Below are 20,801 nucleotides of genomic sequence, written 5' to 3'. Positions count from 1 at the left end.
TCGCCTCGTCGCGGTCACCCTATATTCGGTTCGTGCCCCAGAAGAACCGCCGCACGGGCGTCGATGCCTGCCCCGGCGCGCTCGACGTGCACCAAGCCGCCGACGGCGGCTTGGCGCGGGTCCGGCTGCCCGGCGGCCGGGTGACGTCCGCGCAGCTCAGGGTGCTCGCGGCGGCGTCGGCGGAGCTGGGTTCGGGCGGGCTGGAGCTGACCTCGCGGGGCAACGCGCAGATCCGGGGGCTGGGGGCGGACGGGCCCGCGGAGCTGGGGGCGCGACTGGCCTCGGCCGGGCTGCTGCCGTCGGTCTCCCACGAGAAAGTGCGCAACATCATGTCCTCGCCGCTGGGACCCGCCGGGCCCGCGCGCTCTCTGGACGCGGCGCTCTGCGCGGACCCCGGGCTGGCCGCACTGCCGGGCCGGTTCCTGTTCGCGCTCGACTCGGGGGCGGGGGACGTGGCGTGGCTGGGCGCCGATGTCGCGGCGCTGCCGGTCGGCGGGCGGGTGGCGGTGCTGCTCGGCGGGGTGGACCACGGGGTGCGGGTCGCGCCCGGGGACGCGGTCGCGGCGCTGGTGGCGGCGGCTCGGGCGTTCCTGGCGGTACGCGACGGGCAGTGGCGGATCGCCGAGCTGGGTCCGCGCGTCGCCTCGATCGCGGGCGGGCTGGGCGTCTCGGACGCGCGGGTGCCGCTCGGTGTGCCGCCCGCGCGGGGGCCGCTGGGGCGCCTGGACGGCGCGGTGGGGGCGGCGGTGCCGCTGGGCCGTTTGGACGAGGCGCAGCTGGCGGTGCTGGCGAGCTGGCCGGAGGTGGTGATCACGCCGTGGCGCGGGGTGGTCGTGCCCGGGGGTCGTCTGGAGGCGCTGGTCGAGGTCGGGCTGGTGGTCGACGCGGACGCGCCCGGCATCGGGGTCACCGCGTGCACGGGGCGGCCAGGCTGCGCGAAGTCGCTGGCCGATGTGCGCGCGGACGCGCTGCGGGTGTCGCGCCCGGGGCGGCCGGTGCACTTCGCGGGGTGCGCGCGCCGGTGCGGGCGGCCCGCGGGGGACGTGGTCGACGTCGTGGCCGTCGAGGGCGGCTACGAGGTCGGCGGCCGGGTGGTGCCCGGCGACGAGGCGGTCGGGGTGGCCGCCGCGATGAGGCGGGAGCACAAGTGATCGACTACATCCGCGACGGCGCCGAGATCTACCGGCGGTCGTTCGCCACCATCCGCGCCGAGGCCGATCTGTCCGGTCTGCCGGAGGACGTCGCGCGCGTGGTGGTGCGCATGATCCACGCGTGCGGGATGGTCGACCTCGTGCCCGATGTGGCGTACTCCGACGGGGTCGTGTCCGCCGCGCGGGCGGCGCTCGACGCGGGGGCGCCGATCCTCTGCGACGCGCACATGGTGGCCTCCGGGGTGACCCGCAAGCGCCTGCCCGCCGACAACGAGGTCGTCTGCGCGCTGTCGGACCCCGCCGTGCCGGGCCTGGCGGCCGAGCTGCGCACGACGCGCAGCGCGGCGGCGCTGGAGCTGTGGCGGCCGCGGCTGGCGGGCGCGGTCGTGGCCGTGGGCAACGCGCCGACGGCGCTGTTCCGGTTGTTGGAGATGGTGGCGGCGGGCGCGGGGACGCCCGCGGCCGTGGTCGGCATCCCGGTGGGCTTCATCGGTGCGGCCGAGTCGAAGGAGGCACTGGTGGAATCCGGACTACCGCACATCGTCGTGCGCGGCCGCCGCGGCGGCAGCGCCATGACCGCCGCCGCCCTCAACGCGCTCGCGAGCGACGCCGAATGACCGGCACCCTCTACGGCGTCGGCCTGGGCCCCGGCGACCCGGAACTGGTGACGGTCAAGGCGGCCCGCATCATCACCGCCGCCGAGGTCATCGCCTACCACTCGGCCCGCCACGGCCGCTCCATCGCCCGCGGCGTCGCGGCCCCGTACCTGCGCGCCGGCCAGATCGAGGAGCAGCTGGTCTACCCGCTGACCGTCGAGACCACCGACCACCCCGGCGGCTACGCGGGCGCCATGGCCGACTTCTACACCGCCAGCGCCGCCCGCCTGGCCACCCACCTGGACGCGGGCCGCGACGTCGTCATCCTCGCCGAGGGCGACCCGATGTTCTACGGCTCCTACATGCACATGCACAAGCGCCTGTGCGAGCGCTACCCCACCGAGGTCATCCCCGGCGTCACCTCCGTCAGCGCCGCGTCGGCGGTCCTGCGCAGACCGCTGGTGGAAGGCGAGGAGGTGCTGACCATCCTGCCGGGCACCCTGTCGGAGGACGCGCTCGCGGATCGCCTGTCCAGCACGGACTCCGCCGCCGTCCTCAAACTGGGCCGCACCTTCCCGAAGGTCCGCGAAGCCTTCGCCAGGGCGGGCAAGCTGGACCGCGCGTTGTACGTCGAGCGAGCGACGTGGGAGACCGCGCGCACACTCCCCTTGTCCGAAGTAGACCCGGACTCGGTGCCCTACTTCTCGCTCGCACTCCTGCCTTCGGAGCAGGGAGTTGCCGAGACGTCCCCGCTCGGCAGCGTGGGCGAGGTCGTCGTCGTCGGGCTCGGGCCCGCGGGTCGGCCGTGGCTCACCCCCGAGGCACAGGACGCGCTCGCCACCGCCGATCACCTCGTCGGCTACACCACCTACCTCAACCGCGTCCCGGCCAACCCCCGCCAGCACCGCCACCTCACCGACAACCAGGTCGAGGCCGAGCGCGCCGCCTTCGCCCTCGACCTCGCCAAGCGCGGCCACCGCGTCGCCGTCGTCTCCTCCGGCGACCCCGGCGTGTTCGCCATGGCGACCGCCGTGCTGGAGGTCGCCGACGACCCGCTCTGGCGCGATGTGCCCATCCGCGTGCTGCCCGGGGTCACCGCGGCGCACGCCGTGGCCGCCAAGGCCGGGGCGCCGCTCGGGCACGACTACTGCACGATCTCGCTCTCCGACCGCCTCAAGCCGTGGGAGGTGATCACCGGGCGCCTGGACGCCGCCGCGCGGGCCGACTTCGCCATAGCCGTCTACAACCCGGCTTCCAAGTCGCGCACGTGGCAGCTGGCCGAGGCGCGGGAGATCCTGCTGCGCCATCGCTCCCCCGACACCCCGGTCGTCGTCGGCCGCGACGTCGGCGGGCCCGAGGAGGCCGTGCGGATCACCACGCTGGCCGACCTCGACCCGGCGACGGTCGACATGCGCTGCCTGCTGATCATCGGCAGCTCGCACACGCGCGCCGTCGACCGTCCGGGTGGCGGCCAGGCGGTGCTCACTCCGCGCTCATACGGGCGAATCGGCGAACAAGAACCGGGATGAGAGCACGGATCACCCGACCAGCCGACCGCGGGCCCGGCGCGAGGCCGGTCCGCTGCGCTGCGTTCACCGCCCGTTCACACAGCCGGACCAACCACGGCCCGCCTGATCACCCGACGGATTCACCCCCTCGCGCCAAGCGTTACGGGCGTCCTACGAAGTGATGAACAATCAACAATCCTACTGGCACGGTCGTCACCCGACTGGAGCACCCTGGTGCTCCAGTCGCGATCAAGCCCAGTAGCTTTACCGGACATGGCGGGTATCGAGGAATCCAAGGCCGGCGTCGCCGCGGCCACGGAGAAGGTCCAAGCGGGCATCCAGGCGCTCACCCACGCGGCGATGCAGTGGGACGAGGCGCGGACGCTGCTGGCGAACGCCTCTCAGGGCACCTCCCGGCCGGAGGCGCCGCAGGCGCTCGGCATGCTCGCCCAGGCCCTGCAGGGGCTGACCGACATCCAGGGCAGCGCTCAGGCTTCGATCAACGCGATGGAGACCTGGAACGCCCAGATCTGACCTCTAAGGACAGATCCGTCCACACAGGCCCGATTCGTCCGCTTGGAGCAGCCGTGTCGCTTCCGGCGCGCGACGGCGCTATGTTGCGGTGACGAGGCGCGGAAGGCGGTGCGCATGAGCATCCACGAGTACGTGGCCGCGCTCGGCCGGGTGACCGCGACCCTGCACGCGGCGGCGGCCAGCACGGACACGGCGCTGCGGGAGCTGACCGCGGCCCGCGCCATCCTGACCCGGCTGTCCCCCGACGGGGCAGGCTGGTACCCGGCCGAGCTGGACCTGGCCATCGCCGAGCTGACCAAGGCCGCCGAGCTGGCGGCCGGGGCCCGGGAGCTGGTCGCCGATTACATGATGAGGCTCTAGATGGGCAAGCCCGACCGCAAGCAGCGCGCGAACGCGGCCATAGCAGGCCTGCGGACAGTCCTGAGCCGGGCGATGGGGGCGGCATCGGCGGCCAAGCTGCGCGCCGAGGCCGACCGGGCGGCAGCGGAGTTCGAGCGGTCGGTGCAGACCATGGGACTCGGCGCGGCGGCGCGCTCGCCCGAGCTGATGGCGAAGGTCCGCGCCGACGCCCGGCTCTGCGAGGTGTGGCGCGGGCTGGAGGCCGAGCGCGACGCCAGCTACGGCGACTGGAACCGCGACGGGCTGCCCGCGCTGCGGCGGCTGGTCGCCGAGGCCGCGCCCGGCGCCGCGGGCGCCGAGGGCCACCGCTGGCTGGCCTACCCCGGCGCGGGCGGTCCGACGCCGCGGCTGTGGCGGGTCGGACGGGCCGCGGTGGAGCACTCGGCCGAGGAGTTCCCGCTCGCCGTGCCGCTGCTGGGCGCGGGGCACCTGCGCGTCAACTCCGCGCCCGGCGGCCGGGCGGCGGCCGACTCGGTCGTGGAGACGCTGCTGGCGCGGATGCTGGCGACCCTGGCGCCGGGTCAGCTGCGCGTGCACATCTGGGACATCGGCCACCTGACCGGCCCGCTGCCGAACCTGCACCCGCTGACCGCCGAGCGCCTGCTGACGGTGCACGACGCGACACTGCTCGGCGACCTGCTCTCCACCCTCGCCGGGCACATCCGGCGCGCGCACGACGCCGCGCTGCGCGAGGGCCGCAGGGCCGCGCACCGCCCGGGCGACCCGTGGCGGGTGGCGGTGCTCTTCGGCAACGGCGAGCGGCTGCCCGACGAGATCTCCCGCGAGCTGAGCCGGGTCGCGCGCACCGGGCCGGACGCGGGCGTGCACCTGGTGCTGGTGGACGTGCCGGTGTCGGTCAACAGTCCACTGGAAACGATCACCTTCACCGAGCCGGACGTGGCGAAGTCCTCCATGACCGGACCCGGGGTGCTGGTGCGCCCGGACCCGCCGCTGCCCGCGGTGGACGTCACCGCGCTGGCGACCGCCGTGCACGAGCGCGTGCACGAGTTCCGCGGCGGCCCGCGCGGTTTCGCCGACCTGCTGTCGGAGCCGACGCACTCCGCGCGCGACGAGCTGCGCACCCCGATCGGCTTCGCCGAGGGCGAGCCGGTCGACGTCGTGCTGGGCGACGCGACCCCGCACGCGCTCATCGCGGGTCCGAGCGGGTCGGGCAAGACGAACCTGCTCTACGCGCTGCTGGGCGGGCTCGCCTCCCGCTACTCCCCCGACGAGCTGGAGCTGTACCTGCTCGACTTCAAGGAGGGCGTGTCCTTCGCCGGGCTGACGCCGGGCCGCAAGGACATCAGCTACCTGCCGCAGGCGCGCCTGGTCGGGGTGAACGTCAACACCGACCGCGAGTTCGGGCTGGCGCTGCTGCGCTTCCTCACCGCCGAGCTGGCCCGCCGCGCCACCGCGGCCAAGCGCCACGAGGTGACCAAGCTGGCCGAGCTGCGCGAGGCCGACCCGCAGGGCCGGTGGCCGAGGATCGTCGCGGTGATCGATGAGTTCCAGGCGCTCTTCGCCGGGCGCGACCGGATCACCATGCAGGCCGCGGCGCTGCTGGAGGACGTGGCGCGGCGCGGGCGCTCGCAGGGCATCCACCTGGTGCTGGCGAGCCAGGACATCGGCGGCATCGAGGCGTTCTGGGGCAAGCCCGCGGTGTTCGAGCAGTGCACGCTGCGCATCGCGATGCCCAAGGCGCGGCGGGTGCTGGCCGAGGAGAACCTGGCGGCGATGTCGCTGCCGCGCTGGCACGTGGTGGTCAACCACGACTCCGGGGTCGCCCACGGCAACATCACCGCGCACGTGCCCGACGCCTCCAGCCGGGGCACCTTCGACGACCTGCAACGCGCGCTGTGGGCGCAGCTGAACTCGAACCCGCCCCGCCTCTTCGACGGCGCCCACCAGCCCGACCTGATCGCCGCGGCCGACTACGCCAACCCGTCGGGTCCGCTGCTCGGGCAGGTCATCGACGTCAACGACCGGGCGGCGACGCTGCGCCTGGAGGCCGCGCCGGGCCGCAACCTGGCGGTGCTGGGGACCGCGACCGCCGACGCGATGGCGGTGCTGGAGAGCGCGGCGCTGTCGCTGGCGCGCTCGCACGAGCCCGGTGGATGCGACTTCAGCCTGTGGTGCCCGGTGCCCGCGCTGGAGTCGCGGGTGCGGGAGCTGGCCGCGCGGCTGGAGAAGCTGGGCTTCCCGGTCGACCTGCGCACCGACGAGTCCATCGCCGAGCTGACGCCGTCCTCCGGGGACAAGCCGAGGTACGTGGTGTTCCCGGCGGTCGACGCGGCGCACCGGTGGCTGGAGAAGAAGGAGCCGCCCGCGATGACCAGCGGCCTGGACCGGCTGCGCGCGCTGCTGCGCGACGGGCCCGCGCACCAGGTGCACGTGCTGGGCTGGTGGCGGGGTGTGGCCAGGCTCAAGGACACGATGGGCTTCGGCGGCTTCGACGACATCGGGGCGTGGGTGGCCCTGGACGTGCAGGGCAGCGAGCTGACGACGCTGGCCGCCGGTCAGGTCGTGGACTGGTCGCCGCGCCCGCAGCGGGCCATCTTCTTCGACCGCACCACGCACTCGCACCCCGACGTGCTGATCCCGTTCGACACCGCCACCGCCATCACCCCGCTGAAGCCGGAGGACCCGGCATGACCGACCCGGTGATCGAGTACAAGCGGCTCATGGGCACCGCGCACACCGCCGCGCAGGCGCACGCCGAGCACGAGCGGCGGCGCGCGCTGGAGCTGGGCGAGCGGCTGCGCGAGCTGTCCAAGGAGGTGACCGAGGCGGGCAAGCGGGAGGCCGACGTGCTGGCCGAGGTCACCGGCTGGTGGTCGCAGGAGACCCGCGGGCTGGCGGGCGTGGACTGGCTCGACCTGGCCCCGCCCTCGGCCGACCTGTCCGCCGACCCGCGCAAGCTCAACAGCCACCTGCGCGAGATCACCCCGGCGACCACGGCGTTCCGGGCCGCGCTGCGCCGGGCGATATGGCCGCGCAAACTCCCCTGATCCCTGGCACGATCGGCGGTATGCAGCAGCGGGAGTTGGGGAACACGCAGGTCAGCGCCATCGGTCTCGGCGGGATGCCGCTCTCGGTCGAGGGCAGGCCCGACCGCGACCGGGCGATCGCCACGGTGCGCGCCGCGCTCGACGCGGGCATCACGCTGATCGACACCGCGGACGCGTACTCCCTGGACGAGACCGACTTCGGCCACAACGAGGAGCTGATCACCGAGGCCGCCAAGGGCGAGGACGTCCTGATCGCCACCAAGGGCGGCCACACCAGGACCTCCGGCGGCGGCTGGGGCCTGGACGGCAGCCGCGGGTACCTGAAGTCGGCGTGCGAGGCGTCGCTGCGCAGGCTGGGGGTCGAGGCGATCGGCCTGTACCAGTTCCACCGGCCGGACCCCGCGGTGCCGGTCGAGGAGTCGGTGGGGGCGCTGGCCGAGCTGCTGGACGAGGGCAAGATCCGCATGGCGGGCGTGTCGAACTTCAGCCCGAGCGAGATCACGATGGCCAACGACCTGCTCGGCGGGCGGCTGGCGGCGGTGCAGAACCAGTTCTCCCCCACCTTCCAGTCGAGCCTGCCCGAGCTGGAGCTGTGCGACGAGCTGGGGATCGCGTTCCTGCCGTGGAGCCCGCTGGGCGGCATCAGCGCCGCCGGTGACCTGGGCGGCGCGTTCGCGGCGGTGGGGTCGGAGCTGGGGGTGAGCCCGCAGCAGGTGTGCCTTGCCTGGATGCTGGCGAAGTCGCCGGTCGTCCTGCCGATCCCGGGCTCGTCGCGGCCGGCGAGCATCGCCGACTCGGCGCGCGCCGCCGCGCTGGAGCTGAGCGCTGATCAGATCGCGGCCCTGGACTCGGCTGTGTCCTAGATCCTGGCGGCAACCTTTCCGGGCCCTCGGGGGTCTCGGGGGTATGAGCGCGCAGCGGGGTAGGCGGACGTGGGCAGAGACGAGCACCCGGCTCAGTGTCCGCAGACTCGGCTACGCCCTGGTGGTGACAGCGGCCGGCGACATGTCCGACACCGACGCGCGGGCCTGGGCCGACCTGGTGACGGCGGCGTGCCTGTCGCGGGCCAGGGCGGCGATGGTGGTGGTGGACCTGACCGGGGTCGCCGCGCTCACGCCGTTCGTGCTGGAGACGCTGGCCTCAGCGGTGCGGCTGTGCGCGGAGCGGCGGGACCTGCGGGTGCTGGCCCGCGGCGCGGACGAGGACCTGCTGCGGCGGGCCGGGCTCGACCACCTGGTGACGGCCGCGGGGATGCTGCACCGTGCGGTGTCGGGGCCGCGCAGCGGGTGAGTCCAGCCCACCGGGAGCACCGCCCCTGCCGACCACGGCACCGGCCGAACCCGTTTCGATGACGTGGCGGCGAGGGCCGGTCGCCCCGCCTCGACACCCGCGGGAGGACAGCGGCGATGACCGCCACCCCGAGCAGGCCATCGTCCTGATCACCGGAATCCGGGCCGCGGGCAAGTCCACCGTCGCCCGACTCCTCGCCGAACGCCTCCCCCGCTCGGTGCTCGGCAAGGGGCCGCGCACCGAGACACCTCGCATCGGCCTGTGGCTCGACACCTCCGGGCAGACCCCCGAGCAGACCGTCGAGGAGGTCCTGGCCCGCGCTTGGACCGAAGCGGGAGTCCCCTGACGTCCGATCACCCCGGGGTCAGAGGGTTCCCAGGAGGGACCGGACCTCTTCGCGCTGCGGGTGGTCCTCGGGCAGGGTGATCAGGGCGGATTCCAGGGACTGCTTGGCCTCGGCCGGGCGGCCCAGGTCGAGGAGGAGGCGGCCCCTGAGGGTGGTGGCCATGGCGGCCAGCTGGGGTTCGTCGATGGCGGTGAAGTGGGTGATGGCGGATTCGGCCCGGGCGAGGGCTTCGGGGGCGCGGGTCGCCGCGGCGAGGATTCGGGCGCCGTCGTAGCCGAGCATGGCCAGTTCCCAGTGGACGCCGGGGACTTCGGGGTCGACGGGGTAGGACTCGGCGGCGGTGAGGGCGGTCAGGGAGCGGGGGTCGTTCGCCCAGTGCCAGGAGAGGGCGGCGCGGCGGCGGTTGTGCAGGGCGCGTTCGATCTCTTCGGCGTGGGTGAAGGCGGTGGCGGCGTCCTCGTAGGCGGCGGCCGCGTCGGCGTCGCGGTCGAGCTGGTCGAGGAGGTCGGCGCTGACGCCGAGGGCCTGGCCGAGGGCGGGCCAGATCTCGTGGGCCCGGTAGAACGCGGCGACCTCGGCGAGCAGCGGCAGGGCGTGGTCGGGCTGGGCGAGGTCGCGGTGGGCCAGGGCGAGCACGTACTTGGCGCGCACCGCGTTCTGCTCGTCCTCCAGGCGCTCCAGCACCGGGATCGCCTCTTCGGCCGCGTCGGCGGCGCGGTCGGGGCGGTCGGCCTCGACGCACGCGCCCGCGTAGTCGACGGCGGCGTACGCGGCGGCTTCCGACATGCCCTCGGCGGCGAAGATCGCCGACGCCTCGCCGTAGGCGTCCGCGGCGGCCGCGGCGTCGCCCACGTCGGCGCTGAGGGCTCCGCGCAGGAGCGCGACCCTGGCCCGCAGCGACGGGTCGGTCGCCGTGGTCGCCAGGGTGTCGAGCCCGGCCTGCAGGTCGCCCTCGGTGGCGCGGACGCGGGCCAAGACCAGTTCGGCGGAGGCCACCGCGTTCGGCGCGTCCAGCGGGGTGAACAGCTCGACCGCGAGTTCGGCGGCCCGGCGGCCCTCGGCGAGGTCGACCGGCGCGACCATCTCGGCGCAGGAGAGCGCGATGTCGGCCCGCAGCGCCACAGCGACCCCCTCGGCCCCCTCGGCCAGCTCGTGGGCGCGGCGGGCGGCGGTCACGGCCTCGTCGTGCTGGTGGGCCGAGGCGTGGGCGTGGGCCAGGCGCACCAGGGTGGTGCAGCGCTGCTCGTCGTCGGCGCCGGGCACGTCCTCGGAGCCCTGCGCGATGAGCGCGCGGCCCTCGTCGGGGCGGCCGCTGAGGCACAGCACCGTGCCCAGCCGCAAGCGCGTCTGGTTGACGCGGACGAGGTCGCCCTCGGCCTCGTGGAGCGCGATCGCCTCGGCCCACAAGGCTTGGGCGGACTCGAAGTCCTTCGCCCGCGCGGCGTGGATCGCCCGCACGTCCAGGCGCATGGCCAGGAGGTCGCCGGTCGGCTCGGGCAGCAGTTCGTCGAAGCGCGCCCACGCGGCGTCGGCGCCTGCGATGTCGTGCAGCCTGGAGCGGTCCCGGGCGTGCGCGACGAGGTCTTCCGGCGTCGCGGGCAGCGGCGGCGGGACGGGCGCGGCGGCGGTGGCCCGCTCGACGTGCCGGGCCGCCGTCAGCGGCAGGTGCTCGACCAGCGGTTCGGCCGCGATCCGCGCGCGGATGCGCCCGCTGACCCGGGTGGTGCCGTTGCGGGCGTCGAAGCGCGCGGCGATGGCCAGGGCGCGCTCGGCCAGCTCGGCGTGCTCCGAATCGCCTGCCAGGCGCAGAGCGAGCGCGGCGGAGGCGGCGAACCACATCTCCGCCGACGGGGTGGGCGCGTCGTCCAGCCAGGGCCGGTGCCGGGTGAGGAGTTCGAGCGCGCGGGCCTCGTTTCCGGTGAGCGCGCAGAAGGCGACGTGGGTGGCGATGTCGGACAGGTCGGCCCGGTGCACGCGCATCTGCCGGTACGCCGTGCGGTGGGCGTCGGCCGCCTCGGCGAGGCGGCCGGTGCGCACGTAGGAGAACAGCAGGCCGGTGAGGATCGAGGCGGGCTGCTCGGGGCAGGTGAGCTGCCCGCCCAGCACCGGGCGGGCCAGTGCGATCGCGTCGTCGTCGCGGTCGTCCTCGGTCAGGAACACGATCTTGGCTGTCGGCTCGCAGCCCGCGCAGTCGGCCATCTCCCCGCGCGGTGCCGCGCACCAGAGGCGGTACTGCTCGGCGGCGAGGGCGTCGTCGCCGACGTGGTGGGCGACCTTGGCCCGGCACATGTGCACCGGGTTCATGGTGTGGCCCGCGGCCCGGTAGCGCCGCTCCATGTCGTCCAGGACGGCGAGCACGCGGTCGAGCGGGACCTCGGGGAACTTCAGCAGGGCGTGGCTGATGGCCTTGAAGTTCCACAGCAGGGAGCTGTCGTAGTGCGGGTCGGCCTCGCCCTTGTCGTGCACCGACAGGCACCAGGCGAAGGGCACGAACACCTTCGCGGGCTCACCGCCGTAGATGTAGGCGGTCTGGGCCAGGACGCGGGCGGCGTACTGGATCTGGGCGAGCCCCTGGGCGTCGGCGTGGCGGATGATCTCCTCCACGGCGGCGATCTGGCCGCGTCCGTAGGGCATGTCCCATGCCTGGCCGAGCATCTGGCCGAGCTGGTCCTCGGTGCGGTTCACGTCAGCCTTCCTGGGGGACGGCCTGGTCGAGCAGGCCGAGGAACGAGCGGTTGAGCAGTGCGGCGTCGGCGGGCCGGATCGGGTGGTAGCCGAGCAGGAGGGCCTGCCCGTACAGGGCCTCGACGGCGAGGGCGACCATGGCCGGGTCGCGCAGCGCGCAGACGCGCCGCACGAGCGCGTTGCGGTGGTTGAGCACCAGCTGCGGGCGGTCGTCGGTCGGCTTGTCGAAGGCGGAGAGCACACCCGCCCACAGCTCGTCGGCGCGCTCGCGGGTGGCGCGCAGCTCGCCGCGGAAGGCGGTCTCGCGGTCCACCAGGTACAGCACGGCCAGCGACTCCGGCTCGAACGAGCGCAGCACGACCTCGCAGCCGAGGCGGTCGACCGCCCGCTGCGCGGCGGCCAGGAACGGCCGCAGCCCCAGCTCGACGGCCGGGTCGACGGCGTCGAAGCGGGTGGCCAGTTCGGTCGGGTCCAGCCGCTCGACGGTGGCGCCGAGCACGGCCATGCGCTCGATGAGCTCGCTGTCGTAGGTGTAGCCGCCGTTGATCACCGCGACGTCCTGGGCGGCGGCGACCCCGGCGAGCTGGCGGAAGTCGTCGGCGGTGGCGGTGTAGCGCAGGGTGCCGTGGCGGTGGCGGAAGTCGGCGGTGGTCATCCGTCCGACGTTGGTCTCCATCGGCCACCACTGGTCGACCAGGGCGAGCATGTCGTCGTCGTGCAGGGCGAGCGCCTTGACGCCGAGGTGGTGGATGCCGAGGAAGCGGCTCAGCCGCTCGGGCTCGGTGCGCGCGAGTCCGACGAGCCAGCCGCGCAGCTGGTTTCCGAGGGCTTCCCTGGTCTCCTCCAGCAGGCTGTCGGCGTAGAGAGCCTCGCGGCTGGCGGTGGGCCGCAGCTCGGTGGAGTCGATGACGCAGCGGGCGAAGAACGCCCAGTCGGGCAGCAGGCCCTCGGCGGACTCGGCGAGCAGCATGCGCTTGAGGTAGACGCGGTGGCCCGCCCGGTCGGCCGGGTTCGCCGGGAACGGCAGGACGTAGGCGACGCCGGTCAGCCCGGCCTCGGGGACGTCCAGCTCGACGACGTCGAAGGGGGTGAAGCCGAGGGTGTCCTGGGCGAACCCGGTCAGCTCGGCCCTGCGCAGGTCGCGGTCGGCGTGGCCCCACGGCACGCCGGTGGTGGCCTGGACGCCGTTGACGGTGACGGCGTGCGGCAGCATGCCGCCGAACGCGGTGACCAGCTCGGCGACCGTCGCCGGGGCGAACCACTGCTCGGCGCCCGGCAGGGGCGAGAGGGTGACGGTCGTGCCGACGCCCGCGCGCTCGCCGGGCCGGATGCGGTAGGTGCCGTCGGCCCGGCCGACCCACTCGACGGCGGGCGCCCCCTCGGCACGGGTCAGCACGGTGACTTCGTCGGCGACGACGAAGGCGGAGAGCAGGCCGATGCCGAACTGGCCGAGGAACTCGTGCCGCGCGAAGCCGAGATCGTCGCGCTTGGCACTGCGACCGATGGTCGCCAGGAACTCGTGCACCTGCGCCTCGGTGAGGCCGATGCCGCTGTCGGCCACGGTAAGCCGAGCCCCGTCGGCGGTCACCGCGATGTCGCCGGAGCCACCGCGGGCGGTGGTCGCGTCGACGGCGTTCTGCAGCAGCTCGCGCAGGTACACCCGCGGGCTGGAGTAGAGGTGATGGCTGAGCAGGTCGACCACTCCGCGCAGGTCGACCTGGAAAGTGCGGTTCACCGAAGTACTGCCCCCATGTCTGTCCGCCGGCTACCCGGCGGGTCGGTGCATTCTGCCCGATTCGACCGGGATGGGACAGCGGGATGGGACAGCGGGATGGGAGCGCGGGATCGAGCTGAGGAGGGTTCGTGTCGACGGTCAGTCGAGCGGGCCGTCCAGCCCGCAGCGGGCAAGGCCGTTGGCCTGCCGTCGAGTGGCCGGCTGAGTCGCACCGCAGAGTGGGTCGAAGTCGGCTGTTGAGTGGGTCGAAGTCGGCTGTTGAGTGGGGCGGAGCCGGGTGCGTGAGGTTCACCCGGCCCCGCCGGTTGTCCGGCCGGGGTGCTCGCCCACCCCTGGTGGCCGGACCGCGGTGGCGTCCGCCCCTGTCCCGGTCCGCCACCCGGCGGGGTCCGGGGCGGCTCGGCCGTGGTGGTCGGGCGCCGTGTCCACCGCGGTCGGCCGCTCGGGCGCCGCCGGACCCGATGCGCGGCTCGCCACTCCCGCGAGCGCAGGCCTGCGCGCCTGCCGGGGCCTCGCACGCCCCGCGCAAGATCGGGTCGGGACGTAGGTTCCCGCATCTCGGTGGTCGGGCGCTCATCCCAATCACCCATAGGCCCGCGGTATGGCCCGGACAGCGGGCAGGTTTGGTTCAGACCATTGACGTTCATTGGTTTAGACCAATACCCTCCTCCCAACCCTGAACCCCTCGATGAGGAGGTGGACGTGGTCAGAAAGAGCCTCCCGCTGGCACTTCTGCTCGCGTTGCTCGCCGGCGTCACCGCCGCGATCTCCCTGCCCGCCTCGGCGGCCGACCACTCCGCGTGCCGCCCCGACGGGCTGGCGCAGACGGTCCCCAACGTCCCGTACTGCCTCGCCTACGACACCGAAGGCCGCGAGACCATGGGTGCGGACCACCCGCGCCGGGTCATCGGGTACTTCACCAGCTGGCGCACGGGCAAGACCGGCCAGCCCGCGTACCTGGCCAAGGACATCCCCTGGACCAAGGTCACCCACGTCAACTACGCCTTCGGGCACATCGACGCCGCGGGCAAGCTCAGCGTCGGACCCGACGGCCCGACCAACGCCTCCACCGGCATGGAGTGGCCCGGCGTCCCCGGCGCCGAGATGGACCCGACCGTCTCCTACAAGGGCCACTTCAACCTGCTGACCAAGTACAAGAAGCAGCACCCGCACGTGAAGACGCTGATCTCGGTCGGCGGCTGGGCCGAGACCGGCGGCCACTTCCGGCCCGACGGCTCCCGCGTGGCCGACGGCGGCTTCTACACCCTCACCGACTCCACCGCGAAGATCAACGCCTTCGCCGACTCCGCGGTCGAGTTCGTGCGCAAGTACGGGTTCAACGGCGTCGACATCGACTACGAGTACGCCACGTCGATGGCCAATTCCGGCAACCCCGACGACTTCAGCTTCGCCAACCCGCGCCGCGCCCGGCTCATGTCCGGCTACGTCACCCTGATGAAGACGCTGCGCGAGAAGCTCGACGCCGCCAGCGCCGCGGACAACAAGTACTACCTGCTGACCGTCGCCGCGCCGTCCTCGGGCTACATGCTGCGCGGTATGGAGAACTACCAGGTCACCCAGTACCTGGACTACGTCAACATCATGTCGTATGACCTGCACGGCGGCTGGAACCAGTTCGTCGGCCCCAACGCCGCGCTCTACGACGACGGCCGCGACGCCGAGCTGGCGCACTGGAACTACTACAACACCAGCCAATACGGCGGGATCGGCTACCTGAACACCGACTGGGCCTATCACTACTTCCGCGGCGCGATGCCCGCCGGGCGCATCAACATCGGCGTGCCGTACTACACCCGCGGCTGGCAGGGCGTCACCGGCGGAACCAACGGCCTATGGGGCAAAGCGCCGCTGCCCGACCAGACCAAGTGCCCACCCGGCACCGGCGGCACCGTCGGCTCGACCGTTCCCTGCGGCAACGGCGCGGTCGGCATCGACAACCTGTGGCACGACCTGGACAAGGTCGGCGGCGAGGTCCCGGCGGGCAGCAACCCGATGTGGCACGCCAAGAACCTGCAGGACGGCCGCACGCCCAGCTACCTCGACGACTACGGCCTCGACCCGGCGGGCAACCCGGCCGACCGGGTGACGGGCACCTACACCCGCCACTACGACTCTACGCTGGTCGCGCCGTGGCTGTGGAACAACGACAAGAAGGTCTTCCTTTCCACAGAGGATGAGACGTCGATCGCGGCCAAGGCGCGCTATGTGGCCGACAAGGGCCTCGGCGGCATCATGATGTGGGAGCTGGCGGGCGACTACGACTTCGACGCCTCCCGCGGCGAGTACTTCATGGGCGACACCCTCACCTCGCTGATGTACGACACGTTCCGCACCGCGGGCCCGTACGGCAACAAGAAGGCCAAGCGGACGATGCCGACCGAGACCCTCGACGTGAAGCTGGACCTGCACAGCTACCCGGTGGGCGACTCGAACTACCCGATCAGCCCGAAGCTGCGAGTCACCAACAACTCGTCCACCCCGCTGCCCGGCGGCACGGACATCCAGTTCGACTACGGCACGTCGGCCCCGCCGACGATGGGCCAGCAGTCCGGCTGGACGCTGTCGGTGGTCTCCAGCGAGCACAGCGGTCCGAACGTGGGCGGCCTGCGCGGCGACCTGCACCGCATCTCGGTCAAGACGCCCGCGTGGCAGACCCTGGCGCCGGGCGCCAGCGCCGAGGTGCAGCTGGTCTACTACCTGCCGATCACGCAGCTGTCGAACATCACGCTGACCTTCGGCGGCAAGTCCTACGCCGTGGCGCAGGACCACGCCCGCGGTTCCGGCGGCACCCCGCCGACCTCCACCACCACGACGACCACGGGCACCACCACGACCACTAGGACCACCACGACAACCACCACAACCACGACACCAACCACAACCACGACCACTCCCCCGGCGTGCACCGCGCCCGCCTGGAGCGCGACCGCGGTCTACAACGGCGGCGCGACGGTCTCCCACGGTGGCCGTTCCTACCGCGCGAAGTGGTGGACGCAGAACGAGCGACCCGACCTGTCCGGTCAGTGGGGCGTCTGGCAAGACCTGGGCCCCTGCTGATCCCCTAGCCGCGGTGCGGCTGCCGACGCCCATCCGTCCGCCGCACCGCACACCACACCCGGCCGCCCCGATCACCACCCCGGGGCGGCCGGGCCTTTCCTAGTGGCCGGTCTTGCCGTCGATGCGCTCGCGCAGGAGGTCGGCGTGGCCGTTGTGGCGGGCGTACTCGCAGAGCATGTGGACCAGGATGCGGCGCAGCGCGATGGGCTTCGCCGAGACCCGGTGCGTGCCGACGGCGTCGAGGGAGTCGGCGGCGGCGACGATCTCGCGGGAGCGGGCGCACTCGGCCTCCCAGACGGCGAGCGCCTCGGCCGGGTCGCCGTCGAGGCGGTCGAAGTCCATGTTGGGGTCGTCGTCGGCGTAGTAGAGGTGTTCGACGTCCTCGCCGGCGAACTGCATGCGGAACCACCAGCGCTCGGTGCCCGCCAGGTGGCGGAGGATGCCGTGCAGCGACAGCGCCGACGGGTCCACCGATCGGGTGGACAGCTGCTCGGCCGTCAGACCCGCGCACTTGAGCCGGAAGGTGTCGCGATGCCAGTCCAGGAACGACGTCAGCATCAGGCGTTCGTCCCCGACCAGGGGGCGCTCGACGCGCTCGCCGTCGAGTTCCTGGGAGAAGAACTGAGGTGTGTCGGCCATGCGCCGCATTCTGCACCGGACGGCCGACACATTATGGTGTTCCGCCATGCGCAAGCGGGATGCGGAAGCGACCAAAGAGGCCCTTCTCCTGGCGGCGGGTGAGCTGTTCACCGCCCGCGGGTTCGACCGGACCTCGGTGCGGGAGGTGGCCGCGGCGGCCGGGGTGGACCAAGCGCTGGTGTTCCGCTACTTCGGGTCGAAGGAGGAGCTGTTCGCCTCGGTGCTCACCGCGCCGGGGCGCGCGCTGACCAGCAGTGACGACCTGCTCCCCGCGTTGATCACCGCCGTGCTGACCGAGGACGGCGGGACCGACAACCTGCTGCTGATGGCGCTCAGCGGCGCCCAGCGCGGGGCCGTCGCCGAGGCGCTGGAACGGGAGGTGGCGGGCCCGTGCCGCACGGCGATCGCCGGGCCGGACGCCGACGACGACGCCCTGCTGCGCGCCGACCTGGTGCTGGCCTGGCTGCTCGGCCTGGCGCTGGCCCGGCAGCTGCACCCGAGCGGGCAGGTCGCCACCGCCGACCCGGACCGGGCGCGCGCTCTGGTGCTCGCCGCGGCACGCGGCCTGATGGGTGACGCTGCGCTGTCGACCGTTGACGCTCAGCAGCACCCTCACTAGCGTCGGTCAGCGAGTGCTGACAACAGTGCTGACACCGCTGAGGGGGCGCGATGACCACCACCGCCGAACCGCTCGCCTACCCGTTCAACGACGACGAGGGACTCGACCTCGACCCCGCCTACGCCAAGCTCCGCCAGACCGAGGGCATGATCCGCGTCCGGCTGCCCTTCGGCGAGCCCGCCTGGCTGGCCACCCGCTACGAGGACGCCCGGTTCGTCCTCGGTGACCGCCGCTTCGGCCGGGAGATGGCCGCGAGCAAGGACGAGCCGCGCACCTACCCGGCGCGCAGGCCCGCGGGCATCCTCGGCATGGACCCGCCCGACCACACCCGGCTGCGCAAGCTGGTCGCCACCGCGTTCACCGTCCGGCGGGTGGAGGCGCTGCGCCCGCGCGTCGCCGAGATCACCGCCGAGCTGGTCGAGGCGATGCTCGCCGCGGGCTCCCCGGTCGACCTGGTCGAGGAGTTCGCGCTGCCGCTGCCGGTCCAGGTGATCTGCGAGCTGCTGGGCGTGCCCGTCGAGGACCGCGTCCGGTTCCGGGTGTGGAGCGACGCGGCGCTGTCGACCAGTTCGCTGACCGACGACGAGCAGATGCGCGCGCACCTGGAACTCAGCGAGTACATGGCGGGCCTGGTCGCCCAGCGCACCGCCGACCCGCGCGAAGACCTGATGAGCGCGCTCATCGCCGCCCGCGAGGCCGACACCGACCGGCTCACCGTCGAGGAGCTGGTGATGCTGTGCAACGCGGTCCTGATCGCCGGGCACGAGACCACCGCGACGCAGATCCCGAACTTCGTGCACGTGCTGCTGGCGGCCGGGCGCTTCACCGAGCTGGGCGAGCACCCCGAGCGCATCCCGGGCGCGGTGGAGGAGCTGCTGCGGTTCATCCCCCTCGGCGCGGGCAGCGCGTTCCCTCGCTATGCCAGCGAGGACGTCGAGGTGGGCGGGCAGCTGGTCAGGGCGGGTGAGCCGGTGCTGGTGGCCATCGGGTCGGCCAACCGCGACGCCACCCGCTTCCCGGACGCGGAGTCGCTGCACTTCGACCGGCCGCAGAACTCGCACATGGGTTTCGGGCACGGCGCACACCACTGCCTCGGAGCTCCGCTGGCGCGCATGGAGCTGCAGGAGGCGCTGCGCGCGCTCACCTCGCGGATGCCCGGTCTGCGGCTGGCGGGCGAGCCGGAGTGGAAGACCGCGATGCTCGTCCGCGGACCGAGGACGATGCCCGTGACCTGGTGACACCTGGCCTTGCCGCCGGTCGGGAGTACGCTTCCCGGCCGGCAGGCAAGGGCTGAGCGGCCCGCTAGATCCGATCTGGCGGAGCGTCTCGCGCCTTCCTGGTGAGCAAGGAGACAGGGAGGACCGAGGTGACGACAGCGATCGAGACTTCGGGTCTGGTCAAGACGTTCGGCGAGAAGCGGGCGTTGGACGGACTGGACCTTCAGGTGCCCGCGGGCACCGTGTACGGGGTTCTGGGCCCCAACGGCGCGGGCAAGACGACCGCGGTGCGGGTGCTGGCCACGCTGCTGCGCCCGGACGCGGGCGAGGCCAGGGTCTTCGGCCGCGACGTCATCCGCGACGCGGACGCGGTGCGCGGCAGGGTGAGCCTCACCGGGCAGTACGCCTCGGTGGACGAGGACCTCACGGGTGCCGAGAACCTTTATCTGCTGGGCAGGCTGCTGGGCCACGCCAAGGCGCAGGCCCGCGAGCGGGGCGCGGCGCTGCTGGCGGCGTTCGGCCTGACCGAGGCCGCCGACCGCCAGACCAAGACCTACTCCGGGGGCATGCGGCGGCGCCTCGACATCGCCGCCAGCATCCTCAACACCCCGGACCTGCTGTTCCTGGACGAGCCGACGACGGGCCTGGACCCGCGCAGCCGCAGCCAGGTGTGGGAGATCGTGCGGGCGGTCGTCGCCCAGGGCACGACGGTGCTGCTGACCACGCAGTACCTCGACGAGGCCGACCAGCTGGCCTCGCGGATCGCGGTGATCGACCACGGGAAGGTCATCGCCGAGGGCACCAAGGGCGAGCTGAAGGCCTCGGTCGGCGCGGGCTCGGTGCACCTGCGGCTGCGCGAGGCCGCTCAACGACCGGACGCGCAACGGGTGCTCGCCCGGGTGCTGGACGCGCCCGTCACCCTGGAACCCGACCCGGTGGCGCTCTCGGCCCGGCTGACCACGGAGGTCACCGAGGCGGGCGCCGCCGACCGCGCGGGCGCGCTGCTCGGCGAGCTGGCCAGGGCGGGCATCCACGTCGACACGTTCTCCCTCGGCCAGCCCAGCCTGGATGAGGTCTTCCTCGCCCTGACCGACCGACCGGCGAACCAGGAGGTCCCGGCATGAGCACCGCAACCACCGAGGCCGTCGAGTACGCGGGCCCGCCCCGCCAGGAAGAGCTGGCGGCGCTGCTGCTCACCGACGCCGACCGCCCGGCCCGCCCCTCGGCCTACGCCGCCTCGGCCGCCTTCGGCTGGCGCGCGATCCGCAAGATCAAGCACGTCCCCGAGCAGCTGTTCGACGTGACGGCGTTCCCGATCATCATGACCCTGATGTTCACCTACCTGTTCGGCGGCGCGCTGGCGGGCTCGGTGACGGACTACCTACAGTTCCTGCTGCCGGGCATCCTGGTGATGAGCGTCGTGATGATCACGATGTACACCGGGCTGGCGGTGAACACCGACATCGCCAAGGGGGTGTTCGACCGGTTCCGGACGCTGCCGATCTGGCGTCCCGCGCCGATGGTCGGCTACCTGCTGGGCGACCTGCTGCGCTACCTCATCGCCTCGGTGGTGATCCTCGCGGTGGGGCTGATCCTGGGATTCCGGCCGGGCGGCGGGTTCGTCGGGGTGCTGGCGGGCGTCGGCCTGCTGATCGTGTTCTCGTTCGCGTTCTCGTGGGTGTGGACGATGTTCGGGCTGATGATGCGCTCGGAGAAGTCGGTGATGGGAGTCAGCATGATCGTGCTGTTCCCGCTGACGTTCCTGTCGAACGTCTTCGTCTCGCCGACGACGATGCCGAACTGGCTGGAGGCCGTGGTCGAGGTCAACCCGGTGACGAAGCTGGTCGCGGCGGTGCGCTCGATGATGGCGGGCACCTGGGACATGGGGGCGATCACCTGGGTGCTCATCGCCTCGGTGGTGCTGACGGCGGTGTTCGGCGCGCTGACGATGCGCCGCTACAACCGGCTCTGACAGGGTGTTCGGCAGCGGCCCCCG

Annotated in this window: 18 protein-coding genes; 15 read left to right on the top strand and 3 right to left on the bottom strand. The window is 73.1% G+C overall.

The genetic code is table 11. From position 1 onward, the window contains the following. Positions 1-32: 32 nt before the first annotated feature. The 10 genes from ACFPM7_RS14115 to ACFPM7_RS14070 all read left to right on the top strand — a co-directional run bounded on the left by ACFPM7_RS14115 (position 33) and on the right by ACFPM7_RS14070 (position 8,832). Positions 33-1,151: a precorrin-3B synthase gene (locus ACFPM7_RS14115; protein ID WP_378247882.1), complete on the top strand. Its 1,119-nt coding sequence runs from the start codon at positions 33-35 to the stop codon at positions 1,149-1,151. Then, positions 1,148-1,768: a precorrin-8X methylmutase gene (locus tag ACFPM7_RS14110; protein WP_378247880.1), complete on the top strand. Its 621-nt coding sequence runs from the start codon at positions 1,148-1,150 to the stop codon at positions 1,766-1,768. The genes ACFPM7_RS14115 and ACFPM7_RS14110 overlap by 4 nt, the downstream gene beginning before the upstream one ends. After that, entirely contained in the window at positions 1,765-3,276 is a 1,512-nt protein-coding gene (locus ACFPM7_RS14105; protein WP_378247878.1) for a precorrin-2 C(20)-methyltransferase, read from the top strand. The genes ACFPM7_RS14110 and ACFPM7_RS14105 overlap by 4 nt, the downstream gene beginning before the upstream one ends. A 252-nt stretch (positions 3,277-3,528) precedes the next feature. Beyond that, positions 3,529-3,789, top strand: coding sequence for a hypothetical protein (locus tag ACFPM7_RS14100; protein WP_378247876.1), 261 nt, complete (start codon positions 3,529-3,531; stop codon positions 3,787-3,789). Positions 3,790-3,903: 114 nt separating this feature from the next. Then, positions 3,904-4,149, top strand: a complete 246-nt coding sequence (locus tag ACFPM7_RS14095; RefSeq protein WP_378247874.1) for a hypothetical protein — start codon at positions 3,904-3,906, stop codon at positions 4,147-4,149. After that, positions 4,150-6,840, top strand: a complete 2,691-nt coding sequence (locus tag ACFPM7_RS14090; protein WP_378247872.1) for an FtsK/SpoIIIE domain-containing protein — start codon at positions 4,150-4,152, stop codon at positions 6,838-6,840. Continuing rightward, positions 6,837-7,196, top strand: a complete 360-nt coding sequence (locus tag ACFPM7_RS14085; RefSeq protein WP_378247870.1) for a hypothetical protein — start codon at positions 6,837-6,839, stop codon at positions 7,194-7,196. Before ACFPM7_RS14090 ends, ACFPM7_RS14085 begins: the two co-directional genes overlap by 4 nt. 20 nt (positions 7,197-7,216) lie before the next feature. After that, on the top strand, positions 7,217-8,059 hold the full coding sequence (locus tag ACFPM7_RS14080) for an aldo/keto reductase (protein WP_378247868.1): 843 nt from the start codon (positions 7,217-7,219) through the stop codon (positions 8,057-8,059). 121 nt (positions 8,060-8,180) lie between these two features. Further along, positions 8,181-8,486, top strand: a complete 306-nt coding sequence (locus tag ACFPM7_RS14075) for a hypothetical protein (protein ID WP_378247866.1) — start codon at positions 8,181-8,183, stop codon at positions 8,484-8,486. 58 nt (positions 8,487-8,544) lie between these two features. Further along, the gene (locus ACFPM7_RS14070; RefSeq protein ID WP_378247864.1) at positions 8,545-8,832 is read left to right on the top strand and encodes a hypothetical protein; all 288 of its coding nucleotides are present in this window, start codon (positions 8,545-8,547) and stop codon (positions 8,830-8,832) included. Positions 8,833-8,850: 18 nt separating this feature from the next. Here ACFPM7_RS14070 and ACFPM7_RS14065 read toward each other — a convergent pair whose 3' ends face one another. After that, positions 8,851-11,517, bottom strand: coding sequence for a hypothetical protein (locus tag ACFPM7_RS14065; RefSeq protein WP_378247862.1), 2,667 nt, complete (start codon positions 11,515-11,517; stop codon positions 8,851-8,853). A gap of 1 nt (position 11,518) precedes the next feature. Further along, complete coding sequence (locus ACFPM7_RS14060) at positions 11,519-13,252, bottom strand: HSP90 family protein (RefSeq protein ID WP_378247860.1); 1,734 nt, start codon at positions 13,250-13,252, stop codon at positions 11,519-11,521. A gap of 702 nt (positions 13,253-13,954) precedes the next feature. Between ACFPM7_RS14060 and ACFPM7_RS14055 the strand changes: the two genes are divergently transcribed. Then, positions 13,955-16,330: a chitinase C-terminal domain-containing protein gene (locus ACFPM7_RS14055; RefSeq protein WP_378247858.1), complete on the top strand. Its 2,376-nt coding sequence runs from the start codon at positions 13,955-13,957 to the stop codon at positions 16,328-16,330. A 99-nt stretch (positions 16,331-16,429) separates the two neighbouring features. Here the strand turns inward: ACFPM7_RS14055 and ACFPM7_RS14050 are convergent, their stop codons facing one another. After that, entirely contained in the window at positions 16,430-16,969 is a 540-nt protein-coding gene (locus ACFPM7_RS14050) for a DinB family protein (RefSeq protein WP_378247856.1), read from the bottom strand. 46 nt (positions 16,970-17,015) lie between these two features. On the opposite strand from ACFPM7_RS14050, the gene ACFPM7_RS14045 reads away from it, so the two are divergent. From ACFPM7_RS14045 to ACFPM7_RS14030, 4 genes are all read left to right on the top strand, one after another. Then, positions 17,016-17,588, top strand: a complete 573-nt coding sequence (locus ACFPM7_RS14045; RefSeq protein WP_378247854.1) for a TetR/AcrR family transcriptional regulator — start codon at positions 17,016-17,018, stop codon at positions 17,586-17,588. Positions 17,589-17,638: 50 nt separating this feature from the next. Further along, positions 17,639-18,826 (top strand): cytochrome P450, encoded by a 1,188-nt coding sequence (locus tag ACFPM7_RS14040; protein ID WP_378247851.1) that lies wholly within the window; start codon positions 17,639-17,641, stop codon positions 18,824-18,826. Between the two features lie 128 nt (positions 18,827-18,954). After that, complete coding sequence (locus tag ACFPM7_RS14035) at positions 18,955-19,929, top strand: ATP-binding cassette domain-containing protein (RefSeq protein WP_378247849.1); 975 nt, start codon at positions 18,955-18,957, stop codon at positions 19,927-19,929. After that, entirely contained in the window at positions 19,926-20,777 is an 852-nt protein-coding gene (locus ACFPM7_RS14030; protein ID WP_378247847.1) for an ABC transporter permease, read from the top strand. Before ACFPM7_RS14035 ends, ACFPM7_RS14030 begins: the two co-directional genes overlap by 4 nt. Positions 20,778-20,801 lie beyond the last annotated feature (24 nt).

This window comes from Actinokineospora guangxiensis (genome assembly GCF_042657845.1).
Classification (GTDB): Bacteria; Actinomycetota; Actinomycetes; order Mycobacteriales; family Pseudonocardiaceae; genus Actinokineospora; species Actinokineospora guangxiensis.
Note: the sequence above shows the minus strand (reverse complement) of the source record. Positions and strands in the feature narration are given on the sequence as shown.